Here is a 12,379-nt window from a genome sequence, read left to right on the forward strand (position 1 = left end):
GCCAGGCCGCGGGCCCCGCCACGGCGTCCACGGGCGCCCGCCGCCCCGCGATGCCGGCCCTGCGCATCGGCGAGGTGTCCGGCGCGCAGGCCGCGAGCCTGCCCACCGGGGTCGGCGAGTTCGACCGCGTCATGGGCGGCGGCATCGTCCCCGGCGGCGTGACCCTCATCTCCGGCGAACCGGGCGTCGGCAAGTCCACGCTCCTCCTCGAAGTCGCACACCGGTTCGGCGAGGCCGGGTACGGGCGCGCGCTCGTCGCCACCGGCGAGGAGTCGGCGGCCCAGGTGCGCCGCCGCGCCGACCGGACCGGCTGCCTGTCCGAGGAGCTGTACCTCGCCGCCGAGACCGACCTCGGCGCCGTCCTCGGGCACATCGAGGACGTGAAGCCCGGGCTCCTCGTCCTCGACTCCGTGCAGACCGTGCTCGCCCCCGACACCGACGGCGTCCCCGGCGGGGTGACGCAGGTGAAGGCCGTCGCCACCGCGATCACGCAGGAGGCCAAGGCGCGCAACATGGCCGTGATCCTCGTCGGGCACGTCACGAAGGACGGCAACATCGCCGGGCCGCGCGCCCTGGAGCACCTGGTCGACACCGTCGTCCACTTCGAGGGCGACCGGCATTCGATGCTGCGGCTACTGCGCGGCGTGAAGAACCGCTTCGGGCCCTCCGACGAGGTCGGCTGCTTCGAGATGACCGAGGACGGCATCGTCTCGCTCGCCGACCCCTCCGGGCTGTTCCTCGACGACGCCCCGACCGAGCCGACGCCCGGCACGTGCGTGACGGTGACGATGGAGGGCCGCCGGGCCGTCCCGGTCGAGGTCCAGGCGCTGCTCGGCAAGTCGGTGAAGGACGGCGCGATCCCGCGCCACACCGTCTCGGGGCTCGACCAGGCCCGGCTGAACATGGTCCTGGCGGTCCTGACGCGCCGCGGCGGGATGCGGCTGCTCGACCGCGAGGTGTACGCGACGACGATCGGCGGCATCCGGGTCCGCGAACCCGCCTCCGACCTGGCGCTCGCGCTGGCGCTGGTGAGCGCGGACCAGGAGATCGCGGTGAGCGCGGACCTGGTGGCGATCGGCGAGGTGAGCCTGACGGGCCAGGTGCGGCGCACGGTGAACGCGGACCGGCGCGTGAGCGAGGCGGCCCGGCTCGGGTTCAAGACCGCGATCGTCCCGAAGGGCTCGGTCTCGGAGCGCCACCGCATCGAGGTCGTCGAGGTCGAGACGATCATTGACGCCAAGCAGGCCGCCGCGAGGACCTGGGCCCGCCGCGGCTGAGGGCCGGATTGTCGGACCCGACGGGCACCATTGAAAACCGGGGGCCCATCCCCAGGGCCTCCGCGGGCCATCGAGGTGCCCTCCGAGCCTCCGTCGGATATCCGACGCCGCCTCGGATTCGGCGCGGCGGGACCGCCTCGCGCTTACCGTCATTCCCATCGGCCACAACGATGGAACGGAGGCGGCCATGCGCATCAGGACTTGGTCGGCGGCGGTAATCACGGGTCTGGCGGCGGCGGCCGCACTGGCGGCACCGGCGGCGGCGTCGCCGCCCCAGGAGCTGCTCAACATCGGCGTGGGGCTGCCGCCGATCTCGGTCGACGTCCCCGGCGTGCACGTCGGGGCGTTCACGGACGCTGGCGCGTGCGCCTCGGCCGGGCACGTGATCGTCGATGCGCACGCGGGGTACACGGGCTTCGAGTGCGTGCCGCACGGCGACGCCTTCGTGCTGCTCGTCCACGCGGGCTAGCGGACTGGACGCGGCGCCGCTCCGGCGGGGACCCCGGGGTGGCGTCGCGTCCATACACTCGGTACATGAGCGGCTCACGGATCGACGACCTCGCAGTGCTGGGCACCATCGCGCTCGCCGCGGTACTGATCTTCGCGATCGCCCTGTGGAACCCCGCAGCGCGCAGGCGCCGCGCCGAGGCCCGGCGCCTGCGCGAGGAGAAGCACGAACTCCGGTTGCGGCTCATGGTGAACGCCCGCGCCACCTACGACAAGCAGTTCCCGCGGGCGGGCCGGCGCCGCACGACCGGCGGCTACCACGCGAGCAGCAGTTCGAGCAGCTGGAGCTGGAGCGGAGGCGACTCCGGGGGCTTCGGCGGCGACTCCGGCGGTGGTGGCGGGGACGGCGGCGGCGGAGGCTGCTAGCTCGGGTCGGGCCGCAAGGGGCCCTTCGCGACTCCGTCGACCTGCTCCGCGAGGAGCTCGCGTTTCGAGGTGAGTTCGGCGATCTGCCGGTCCAGGCGGTCGAGGCCGTCGTCGAGGACGGTGCGGGAGTGGCCGCAGTGGCGGATCCCCTTCTCGCACAGGCACGGCATGAGTTCGCGGATGGCGCGCGAGTTCAGGCCCGAGTCGATGAACTTGCGGATCTGCTCGACCTGGGCCGGGGCGTCCTCGCCGTACTTCCGGTACCCGTTGGAGTCGCGATCCGGCACCAGGAGCTCCTGCTCCTCGTAGTAGCGCAGCAGGCGGGTGCTCACCCCGGTGCGCCGCGACAGCTCCCCGATCAGCATCATGACCTCCGTCACATGCGTTGGACCTTCACACTGGTGTGAAACCATAACGTCGGAGCCATGACGAACAATTCCGCAAACAGCACCGCGAATCGGATCGCCCTCTCCACCAGCGTCTCCGGGTCCGGCCCGGGGATCGTGCTCGCCCACGGGGCGAGCGGCAGCATCGCGTCGAACTTCGGGACGCTCATCCCGCTGCTGGCCGAGGCGCACACGGTCACCGCCTCCGACTACCCCGAGGACGCGACGCCGCTCGACCTCGACGGCCTCGCCGACGCCCTGGTCGCCGCGGCCGCCACCGAGCGCTTCACCGTCGTCGGCTTCTCCCTCGGCACCGCCGTCGCCGTGCGGGCCGCGACCCGCCACCCCGGCCGCGTGACCGGCCTGGTCCTGGCGTCCGGGATCGCCCGGCCCGACAACCGGCTGCTGCTGGCGCTCGACCTGTGGTCGGCGCTGCTGCGCGCGGGCGACCGCGACTCGTTCGCCAGGTTCGCCGTGCACGCGGCCTTCAGCACCGGCTTCACGAACGGCCTTGCGCCCGAAGCGGTCGCCGAGACCGTCGAGATGATCGCGGCCCGCGTCCACGACGGCATCGCGCAGCAGTTCGCGCTCATCCGGGAGGTCGACACGACCGCCGAGCTCGCGTCCGTCGACGTCCCGACGCTCGTGATCTCCACGACCGGGGACCTCCTGGTCGACCCCGCGAACCACCGCGAGCTGGCCGAGGGCATCCCCGGCGCCGAGTTCGCCGAGATCGCGGCGGGCCACGTCCTCATGGCCGAGCAGCCCGACGCCTGGCACGACACGGTCCTGGAGTTCCTGCGGCGCAAGGGCCTCTAGAGACCGAGCTTGGCGAGTTCGGTCCGGGAGGCGACGCCGAGCTTCGGGTACGCCTTGTAGAGGTGGTAGCCCGCGGTGCGCGGGCTGAGGTAGAGCTGCTCGCCGATCTCGCGGTTGCTGAGCCCGGCCGCGGCGAGGCGGACCACTTGCAGCTCTTGGGGAGTGAGCTTCCCGGCGAGGTCGGGGGCCGCTTCGACGGGGCCGGCGTCGCCCGCGGCGCGCAGTTCGCGGCGGACGCGTTCGGCCCACGGTTCGGCGCCGAGGCGCTCGAACACGGCGGCGGCCGAGCGGAGGCGGCTCTTGGCCTCGTTGACGCGCCGGGCCCGGCGGAGCCATTCGCCCAGAAGGAGATCGGTGCGGGCGGCCTCGAACGGGAAGCCCTGATCGGCGAGTTCGGCGGCGCGGTGGAGGGCGGCGGCCCGCTCGTAGTGGGCGCCGGCCTCGGCGTCGTGGGTGAGCAGGCCCCGGCAGCGTTGGACGAGGGCCGCGAGGTGGTCCTGGCCGCTGGCCTCCGCCCATTCGGCGTACCAGGCGAAGGCGGCCGCGGTGCGGTCCGGGTCGCCGGCGCGCACGGCGGCCTCGACGGCGGCCGGGACGTACGCGAGCGCGTCGCCGGGGGCGTTGGAGTCGAGGTGGACCATGAACCGGTCGAGGGCCTCCTCGTTGCGTCCCATGGAGAAGTCGAGGAGCGCGGTGGCGATGTCGATGGGGACGAGGTTGTTGCCGGGGGAGTCGAGGGCGGCGGCCTCGACGAGGTCGCGGACCAGGTCGGCCTCGCCGCGCAGCGCCGCGATGGGGGCGAGGACGTAGGCGCGGGCCTTGACGGGGCCGATCTTCTGGCCGAGCTCGACCGAGAGGTCGACGGCGTTGCACGCGAGCGCTTCGGCGTCCTTCCAGCGGCCGCGGTGGAACTCGGTGAGCGCGTTCAGGGTCAGTGACCGCGGGAGGGCCCCGGCGGCGCCGGACTGGCGGGCGAGGCGGACGGTGGCGGCGGCGGTGTGCTCGGCGGCAGCGATGTCGCCGACGAGGGTCTGCCACCAGGCGACCATGCCGCGGTTCTCGGGGGTGACGCCCTCGCCGAACCCGACGTGGATGTCGATGAGGCGGCCCAGGGCCTCGACGGCCTGCGTGACGCTGACGGTGCAGGACCGGTTGAACCCGGCGGTGGCGGTGGCGAGGTCGCGGACCCACGGGGAGTGGTCGATGCCGAGGCGCTCGGCGTGCTCGGCGGCGACCTCGGCGCGGGAGAAGTCCCCTGCCTGCCAGGAGAGTTCGACGGCGCGGAACAGGGGGTAGCCGGCGGCCTCGGGCTGGGCGGCGGTGTAGTGGTCGGCGGCCTCCATGTAGAGGCGGTAGGCCTCGCGGACGTCGTTGTCCCAGGTGGCGACCATCGCGGCGATGAGCGTGGCGCGGGCGTGGACGGCGCGGTCGTTCGTGGACCGTCCGATCTGGAAGCACAGCTCCCTTGCCTTGGGGCCGTTGCCGGCCGCGGCGGCGGCTTCGGCGGCGCGCAGGAGGCGGCGGCCGCGTTCGGGGCCTTCGGGGGTGAAGGCGGCGGCGCGTTCGAAGGTCGTGTACTCGACGCCGTGGCCGCCGCAGGTGGAGGCGCATTCGGCGGTGGCTTCGAGGGCGGCGGCGATGGCCTCGTCGGGGCCGGTCGCGGCGGCGGCGAGGTGGAAGGGGCGCCGGTGGTCGGCGGGGTCCATGACGTCGGCCATGGTCCGGTGCGCTTCGAGCCGCCGGTGCACGGGCGCGCCCTGGTAGGCGGCGGAGCGGATGAGCGGGTGCCCGAACGCGAAGCGGCCGCCCTGGAAGCGGACGAGGTCGTCGGCCTCGGCGGGCGCGAGGTCGGTGAGCTGGGCGCCGAGCTTCCCGGCGGCGTCGAGGACGAGCGCGGTGTCGGCGTTGTAGTCGGCGGCGATGAGCAGCAGGAGCGTCCGGGTGGCCTCGGGGAGGCCGTCGATGCGGTCGCCGAAGACCTGCTTGAGGCGGGTCGTGGTGGACCGCGACCCGGTCCAGTCGGCGGCGATCCGGGCCTCGGGTTCGACGGCGGGGAGTTCGAGGAGCGCGAGGGGGTTGCCCTCGGCCGAGTGCAGGACCCGCGTCCGGGCGTTGAACGGCATCCCTTGCAGCCGTTCGGAGAGCAGTTCGCCCGCGGCCTCGTCGTCCAGGGGGCCCAGGTGCATCTCGTCGAGGCCGGGGGTCGGGAAGTCGGGCGCGTAGCCCTCCCTGACGGTGAGGAGGATCGCGACCGGTTCGGCCGCGAGGCGCTTGGCGAGGAACAGCAGGACGGCCGCCGAGTCGGGGTCGAGCCAGTGCGCGTCGTCGACCACGCACAGCACCGGGCGGTCGGCGGCGGCCGCGCCGAGCAGGCTCAGCGCGGCGAGCCCGACGGTGAACCGCAGGTCGCCGGGCGGGGCGGCCTTGTCGGGGACCGCTTCGAGGCCGAGGGTCCGCGAGAGGACGCACGCGTGGTGGCCGGGGATCGATTCGAGGTGCCCGGCCAGCGGCAGCAGGAGCGCCTGGAGGCCCGCGAACGACCAGGAGTGCTCGGATTCGACGCCGGTGGCGCGCACGACGGTGAAGTCCGCGGCGGCCTCGGCGGCGGCCGCCACCAGGCTCGACTTGCCGATCCCGGCCTCGCCGCGCACCACCAGCGCCGACCCGCGGCCCTCCCGGGCGAGGGCAAGGCGGTCGGCGAGGGCGGCGGTCTCCGTGTCGCGTCCGTACAGCACGGCTCCAACGGTACCGCCGCCCGCCGGAAGTGTGCCGGATCGAGCGGGTCCGACCGGTCCGTCTAGAACGGGCTGGGCATGGGGGTCGCCGAGCGCGCGTTCGCGAGGGCCCGCCCCCACCAGTGCAGCTCGTCGAGGAGCGTCTTCGCGGCCGGCTCGCTCTCGTCGAACTTCGTGAACTCGCCGCGCTCGTCGAAGTGCTGGTAGAACCGCGGGAACGAGATCGAGTTGCGGATCGTCAGGGTCCGCAGCTCGGGGAAGATCTGCCGCAGGTGCTGCGCCGCGTTCTGCCCGCCGGAGAGCTTGCCGCCGTAGGTGACCAGGGCGACGGGCTTCGCGGCCCACTCGTTCATGTAGAAGTCGATCGCGTGCTTGAGCGAGGCGGGGATCGACATGTTGTACTCGCCGGAGACGACGACGAACGCGTCGGCGCGGTCGAGCCGCTCGGCCAGCGCCGCGACGGGCGCGGACGGGTCGCTCTCGGTGGACCACATGTCGTGCTCGGTGAGGTGCTGGGGCAGGTCGGCGTCGAGCAGGTCGATGACGTCGACGTCGAAGCCGCCGTGCTCGCCGGCGACGCCCGCGATCCAGTTCGCGGGGGCGGGGGCCCAGCGGCCCTCGCGGGTCGACCCGATGATGACGCCCAGGCTGAGCTTCTTAACAGCGTGCTTGTCGCTCATGATGATTCCTTCGCAGTGGTAGCCGTTCCGGTCCGAAGCTACGGACGGACCGACGGGCACGACATCTGTCGGTCGACTGGGCGGCGACTGGAACCGCAGGTGACGGAAGGCGGGCGGGCCGACCGGTCGTATTACAGATGCGCCGCAAGTCGCGCCGTCCGTAGCGTGGCCGCCATGACTACCGAGACTGCGGCCCAAGAGGCCGCGACCAGGACCGACTGGGCGGCCATCGTCGCCGTCGGCTTCGCGCAGCTCGTCGTGGCGGCGGGCATGTCCAGCCTCGCTGTGGCGCTGCCGCTGATCCGCACCGGGTTCGCCGTGTCTGAGGCGGCGACGGCGTGGGTGCTCCTCGCCTACGCCCTGCCGACGGGCGCGGTCGCGATCGCGGCGGGCCGCCTCGCCGAACGCGCCGACCTGCGGGCGGTGTCGGTGTTCTCCATGGGCGCGCTCGCGGTCGGCTCGGTGGCGGCGGCGCTGGCGCCGACGTTCGGGACGCTCCTGGCGGCGCGCGTGGTCTCGGGCCTGCTCGGCGGGCTCCTGTTCGGGATGACGGGCCGGATCATCGTGACCTCGTCGGCGCCTCAACGGCGCGGGCGGGCGGTGTCGCTGATCGCGCTGATGATGACCGTGGGCGGCATGGGGACGGTCGGCGCGGGCGGGTTCGTCGTGGGCGCGTTCGGCTGGCAGGGCCTGTTCTGGGTGTTCGCGGCGCTGTCGGCGGTGGCGCTCGCGGGGCTCGCGTTCACGGTGCCGTCCAACGGGACCGGGCTGCCGCGGCCGGACCGGGCGCTGGTGGTGGACGTGGCGGCCTCGGGGGGCGCGATCGCGATGTTCCTGCTGGCGTTCGAGTACGTGGACTCCTCGCCGTGGATCGCCCTGGGCGCCTTGGCGGCGAGCGTCGCCTTGGCGGCGGTGTGGGTGCGGCAGCCGGCGTCGGCGCCGACGGTGGCGCTGCTGCGGTCGCCGCTGCTGGCGGGGGCGCTGCTGAGCCTGACGCTCCTGTCGACGATGACGGGGCTGCTGAACTTCGCGCTGCCGTTCCTGCTCACCGACGTGCACCGGGTGCGCCCGGAGCTGGTGTCGACGGTGATGCTGGCGTTCATCGGCGGCGTGGCGGTGACGACGCCGCTCGCGGGCTGGCTCTCGGACCGGTTCGGCTCGGGCCGGGTGTCCTTCGCGGGCGCGGGGCTGACGGTGGCCGCGACGGTGCCGCTGCTGTTCGTCGACGGCTCGACGGGCCTGGTGGACCTCGGCGTGCGCATCGGTGTCGCGGGTGCGGCGATGGGCCTGTTCAGCATCCCGATGAACGCGTACCTGCTGTCGTCGGCCCCGCCGGAGCAGTCGGGCACTGCGGGCGCGTTCATGGCGACCACCCGCACGATCGGCGCCTCCCTCGGCCCGGTCGTGGCCGCCCTCGCCTGGGGCCTGGGCGCGACGGCGGTGGACGGCTACCGCCTGGCGGCGTGGACGATCGCGGCGATCCTGCTGGCGGGAGCGGCCCTCCAGGCGACGACCCGCCCGTGGCGGACCCCGGCCCCGGCTTGAACAGTGAACCGAATCGGGCCCTGTCTCATGGCAGGGCCCGATTCGTGCTGGGCTGAGTCTCAAACCGTAATAACGCGAACCAGCGATTCAAGGCCTTTGAAGTCATCGGGATTGCGCGTGTACAGCGGAAGGTCGTGCACCGAGGCCACGGCTGCAATCATCAAGTCCATCTGTCGAGGCTTGGGCGAACGACCTTGTTCGACTACCAGCGTCGCGAGGGTGCCGAAGCGGCTGGCCGCCTCAGCGTCGTAGGAGATCGGATCGAAATCGCCGATCGCCGAGTTGAGCTGCTCGATGCGAGCGGCGCGCTTGGTAGCGGTCTTCGCCATCGCCACACCCTGATGCAGTTCAGTCATGGTGATTGCGGAAATCTGCGGAATCTCGGGGAGATCCATCGGGTCGATCTCCGCGAGGTCAATGTACACACAGGTGTCGATGATGCCCCGGGCTTCACGCACGACCACGAGTACGCTCCCAGGGGTCGTCGTCGCCGATCCGGTTCTCACCGAAGAACTCATCGGCTTCCCTGCGCATTTCCTCGTAGTCCACTCGCGGCAGCCTGCGCGCTCGCGCTACCAGCTCAGCGGACGTGATCTCGCGCCGACGGTTCAGGGACCGCAGCTCGACGACCTCGACACCATCGCGGGTAACGATGTACGTCTCGCCGTTCGCCACTGCGGCCATCACCGCCGCCGGGTCATCGTCAAACTCGCGCTGCGTTATGGTCTGCATACCAGAAGCGTAACGCGAGGGAACCCCGAGAAGCTAGAGGATTGCGGCTCAGGCGTGTCCTACAGGTCGAGCTTGGCGAGTTCCGTGCGGGAGGAGACGCCGAGCTTCGGGTAGGCGTTGTACAGGTGGTAGCCGACCGTGCGAGGGCTGACGAACAGCTGCTCGCCGATCTGGCGGTTGGTGAGGCCGTCGGCGGCGAGGCGGACCACCTGGAGTTCCTGCGGGGTGAGCAGTTCGGCCAGGTCGGGCTTGGCCTCGACCGCGGTGGAGTCGCCGGCGGCGCGCAGTTCCCCTTGGGCCCGTTGGGTCCAGGGGACGGCGCCGAGGCGCTCGAACACCTCGGTGGCCTCGCGCAGGTGCGCGCGGGCCTCGTTGATGCGGCGGACCCGGCGCAGCCACTCGCCGTAGACGAGTTCGGTGCGGGCCCGCTCGAACGGGTCGATGTCGTCGGCGCGGTGCAGCTCCACGGCCCGCGCGAAGTGCGTCCCGGCCTCCGCTTCGGTCCCCATGAGGGCGCGGCAGCGCTCGACGAGGGCCTCCCAGTAGGAGCGCCCCGTCGCGTCGGCCCAGTCGGCGAACCAGTCGAACGCCTCCTTGACCTCGGCGAGGCGCCCGGCCCGGAACGCGGCCTCCACCAGCGTCGGGACCTGGGTGAGGACCTCCATGGGCGTGACGCCCTCGGCGATCCGCAGCAGCCGGTCGAACGCGGCCTCGTACCGGCCGAGCCCGAGTTCGAGGAGGCCGAGCGCGGTGTCGGCGGGGATCACGGAGTCCTCGGGGGCGTCCTGGATCGCGGCGGCCACGAGTTCGCGGCAGCGCCGCTCCTCGCCGCGGATCGCCGCTATCGGCAGCAGCACCCAGATGCGGCCCTGCATGAGCGCCCGGCGGTCGTTCTGCTCGTGGGCGAGCTCGATCGCGCTGGTGGCCGACGCCTGCGCGTCCGCATACCGTCCATAGTGGAACTGGGTCTGGGCCTGCACCAGCAGCGCCTGCACGAGCGGGCTCATCGCCCCGCGCTCGCGGCACCACCGGACCTGCTCCGAGGCCGCCTGGTACGCGGCCGGCACGTCCCCGGCGAGGAACCGCCAGCGCGCGGCCAGGACCTGGTCGAACGCCTGGAAGTCCTCGTGGAGCGGCTGGTAGTAGTCGTAGAGGGAGCGCAGCGCGTCGACCGCCTCCCCGGCGGTGTCGTCGGGCTGGCGGTTGAGCCCGGCGGCGGCGCGCGCGAGGCGCCGCACCCAGGCGTTGTTCGAACCGCCGTACTTCGAGGCCAGGCCGGACGCGTACTTCACCTTCGCGAAGTCGCCGGTCTCCCAGGCGTTCCAGACGCCGCGCAGCAGCGGGTAGCCGGTGTTCTCGTGGCCGGTGGCCGCGTAGTGCTCGGCCGACTCCATCCACACGTCGAAGCCCTTGGAGTGACCGGCCCAGGAGAGGATCGTCGCCCGGATGAGGGCGGCGCGGGCGAGGAGCACGTGGTCGTCGGTGAGGCGCTCGGCGGCCTCGGCGAGCTCGATCGCCTTGCCGGTCATCCCTGCGGCGTAAGCGCACTGGGCGGCCTCGACCAGGCGGCGGGCGCGGCGGCACGGGTCGGGGGTGAAGCTCGCGGCGCGCTCCAGGGCGGCCATCTCGGCGACGCAGCCGCCGCGCTCGGCCTCGTAGGACGCGATCGCCTCCAGTGCGGCGGCGGCCTTCTCGTCGAAGCCGGTGGTCGCGGCGGCGAGGTGGCGGGCGGCGCGGATGTCGCCCTCGCCGAACGCCTCCGACAGGGCCCGGTGGGCCTCGATGCGGCGGGCGCGCGGCGCCGAGTGGTACGCGGTAGACCGGATCAGCGGGTGCACGAACTCGATGCGGCCCCGGTGGTACCGCAGCAGATCGTCCACTTCGGCCGGTTCGAGGTCGGCGAGGCTGGAGCCCATGTGGGTCGCGGCCTCGGCGATCACGGCGGTCTCGCCGGTCTCCTCGGCGGCCGCCAGCAGCATGATCGTGCGGGTCGACTCCGGGAGGGCGATGATGCGCTCGGTGAACGCCTGCTTGATGCGCGAGGTCGTGGAGTAGCGGCTGTTGGAGGTGTCGGCGCGCAGCAGCGACTCCTCGTTGTCGGCGGCCGGCAGCTCCAACAGCGCCAGGGGGTTCCCCTCGGCCATGCGGAGGATCCAGTCACGGCCGGTGAACGGGATCTCGTCGGCGCGCATGTCCAGGATCGACTGGGACGCATCGAGATCGAGCGGCCCGAGCGTCAGCTCGGGGATGCCGGGCGCGGGGAAGTCGGGCGCGAACCCGTCGCGCACGACCAGGACCATCCCGATCGACTCGGTCGACAGGCGGCGCGCGGCGAACAGCAGCGCGTTCGTGGAGTCGCGGTCGAGCCAGTGCGCGTCGTCGATGACCACGTACACCGGCTGCTTCGCGGAGGCGTCCACCAGGAGGTTCAACAGCGCGAGCCCGACCTGGAGCGAGTGGGCGCGGCCGGTGCCGTCGGCCATGCCGAGGGCGGTGCGCAGCGCGTCGGCCTGCGCCGCGGGGAGCCGGTCGAGGCGGTGCAGCAGCGGGTGCAGCAGCATCTGGAGGCCCGCGTACGACCACGTGTGCTCGGCCTCGACGCCGAGGGTGCGCAGGACGGTGAAGCCCTCGGCGCGGGGGATGACGGCGTCGACGATCGCGGACTTGCCGATGCCCGGCTCGCCGCGGACGACGAGCGCGCCGCCGTGGCCGACGCGGGCGCCGTCCAGCAGCGCCTGGATCGAGTCGAGCTCGCGGTCGCGGCCGTACAGGACCGCCCGGAGCGCGGGCGCGGGCGACTCGCCGTACGTCTGGGCCGTTGGGCCCTCGCGCAGGGGCTGCGGCGCAGGACCGGTGGCTGGCGACACGGCGACTCCATCCTCAAGACGACCGGGGTCGCCTCCAGCGTATCCACCGAACGGACCCCGTCGCATCTGTCATTCGACTGGGGTGGGCCCCGCTCGGCCTGACCTGGTGGAACGACGGGCGTGACCGGGGTCGGCGACCGGTCGGCCCGACCGGTCGTTCGACTGGGGCGCAGGGGCGCCCGCGCGCATAGCGTCGGTGCCATGACCGCATCGATGGAGACCCAGGGCGCCGAGGCCGCAGCCGGGCGCCGTCCTGCACCCCGGCGCTGGGCGACCGCGCTGTGGGCGGCGTTCGCGCAGGCCGTGGCGTTCGCGGCGGGGGCGGTGACGGCGTTCCTCGCCGCCGACGTCGCCGCCGCTTTCGGGGCCGCCCCGGGGACGCGGCTGTGGCCGTTGGGCGCCTTCGCGATCGGCTTCACGGCAGTGGTGAGCACCGCGGCGCGGACCGGCCCGCTGGGGCGGGCC

The 12,379-nt window shown here is 73.1% G+C and carries 11 protein-coding genes and 1 pseudogene; 6 read left to right on the plus strand and 6 right to left on the minus strand.

Annotation, left to right across the window (positions count from 1 at the left end; genetic code table 11):
* The 3 genes from radA to DI269_RS16810 form a co-directional block, all read left to right on the plus strand.
* A partial coding sequence (gene radA, locus DI269_RS16800; RefSeq protein ID WP_112137879.1) for a DNA repair protein RadA occupies positions 1-1,277 on the plus strand: 1,277 nt, incomplete at its 5' end.
* A gap of 187 nt (positions 1,278-1,464) precedes the next feature.
* Positions 1,465-1,746, plus strand: a complete 282-nt coding sequence (locus DI269_RS16805; RefSeq protein ID WP_112137882.1) for a hypothetical protein — start codon at positions 1,465-1,467, stop codon at positions 1,744-1,746.
* Positions 1,747-1,811: 65 nt separating this feature from the next.
* On the plus strand, positions 1,812-2,150 hold the full coding sequence (locus DI269_RS16810; protein ID WP_157975046.1) for a hypothetical protein: 339 nt from the start codon (positions 1,812-1,814) through the stop codon (positions 2,148-2,150).
* On the opposite strand, the gene DI269_RS16815 is transcribed toward DI269_RS16810, so the two are convergent.
* On the minus strand, positions 2,147-2,530 hold the full coding sequence (locus tag DI269_RS16815; protein ID WP_232822788.1) for a MerR family transcriptional regulator: 384 nt from the start codon (positions 2,528-2,530) through the stop codon (positions 2,147-2,149). The genes DI269_RS16810 and DI269_RS16815 overlap by 4 nt on opposite strands.
* A 45-nt stretch (positions 2,531-2,575) precedes the next feature.
* Here DI269_RS16815 and DI269_RS16820 point away from each other — a divergent pair, with 45 nt between their 5' ends.
* A complete protein-coding gene (locus tag DI269_RS16820; RefSeq protein WP_112137889.1) occupies positions 2,576-3,355 on the plus strand; it encodes an alpha/beta fold hydrolase in 780 nt (259 codons plus the stop codon).
* Here the strand turns inward: DI269_RS16820 and DI269_RS16825 are convergent.
* Positions 3,352-6,090, minus strand: coding sequence for an AAA family ATPase (locus tag DI269_RS16825; protein WP_198667494.1), 2,739 nt, complete (start codon positions 6,088-6,090; stop codon positions 3,352-3,354). The genes DI269_RS16820 and DI269_RS16825 overlap by 4 nt on opposite strands.
* Positions 6,091-6,152: 62 nt before the next feature.
* Positions 6,153-6,770: an NADPH-dependent FMN reductase gene (locus DI269_RS16830; RefSeq protein WP_112137901.1), complete on the minus strand. Its 618-nt coding sequence runs from the start codon at positions 6,768-6,770 to the stop codon at positions 6,153-6,155.
* Between the two features lie 174 nt (positions 6,771-6,944).
* On the opposite strand from DI269_RS16830, the gene DI269_RS16835 reads away from it, so the two are divergent.
* Positions 6,945-8,315, plus strand: coding sequence for an MFS transporter (locus tag DI269_RS16835; RefSeq protein ID WP_112137894.1), 1,371 nt, complete (start codon positions 6,945-6,947; stop codon positions 8,313-8,315).
* A gap of 59 nt (positions 8,316-8,374) precedes the next feature.
* Here DI269_RS16835 and DI269_RS16840 read toward each other — a convergent pair whose 3' ends face one another.
* From DI269_RS16840 to DI269_RS16850, 3 genes are read right to left on the minus strand one after another with little or no spacing between them, the layout of a single operon-like run.
* Complete coding sequence (locus DI269_RS16840) at positions 8,375-8,779, minus strand: type II toxin-antitoxin system VapC family toxin (RefSeq protein WP_198667495.1); 405 nt, start codon at positions 8,777-8,779, stop codon at positions 8,375-8,377.
* The gene (locus DI269_RS16845; RefSeq protein ID WP_112137897.1) at positions 8,766-9,047 is read right to left on the minus strand and encodes a type II toxin-antitoxin system Phd/YefM family antitoxin; all 282 of its coding nucleotides are present in this window, start codon (positions 9,045-9,047) and stop codon (positions 8,766-8,768) included. Before DI269_RS16845 ends, DI269_RS16840 begins: the two co-directional genes overlap by 14 nt.
* Before the next feature lie 59 nt (positions 9,048-9,106).
* Entirely contained in the window at positions 9,107-11,914 is a 2,808-nt protein-coding gene (locus tag DI269_RS16850; RefSeq protein WP_198667496.1) for a helix-turn-helix transcriptional regulator, read from the minus strand.
* Positions 11,915-12,115: 201 nt separating this feature from the next.
* Here DI269_RS16850 and DI269_RS16855 point away from each other — a divergent pair.
* Positions 12,116-12,379, plus strand: a pseudogene (locus DI269_RS16855) (hypothetical protein); the annotation flags it as partial.

The organism is Glycomyces dulcitolivorans, from assembly GCF_003265355.1.
Taxonomy (GTDB): Bacteria; Actinomycetota; Actinomycetes; order Mycobacteriales; family Micromonosporaceae; genus Glycomyces; species Glycomyces dulcitolivorans.

Excerpts from the sequence above, each read along its gene's own strand:
- DI269_RS16805 (WP_112137882.1), top strand. The coding sequence starts at position 1,465 with ATGCGCATCAGGACTTGGTCGGCGGCGGTAATCACGGGTCTGGCGGCG.
- DI269_RS16810 (WP_157975046.1), top strand. The coding sequence starts at position 1,812 with ATGAGCGGCTCACGGATCGACGACCTCGCAGTGCTGGGCACCATCGCG.
- DI269_RS16820 (WP_112137889.1), top strand. The coding sequence starts at position 2,576 with ATGACGAACAATTCCGCAAACAGCACCGCGAATCGGATCGCCCTCTCC.
- DI269_RS16830 (WP_112137901.1), bottom strand. The coding sequence starts at position 6,770 with ATGAGCGACAAGCACGCTGTTAAGAAGCTCAGCCTGGGCGTCATCATC.
- DI269_RS16835 (WP_112137894.1), top strand. The coding sequence starts at position 6,945 with ATGACTACCGAGACTGCGGCCCAAGAGGCCGCGACCAGGACCGACTGG.
- DI269_RS16845 (WP_112137897.1), bottom strand. The coding sequence starts at position 9,047 with ATGCAGACCATAACGCAGCGCGAGTTTGACGATGACCCGGCGGCGGTG.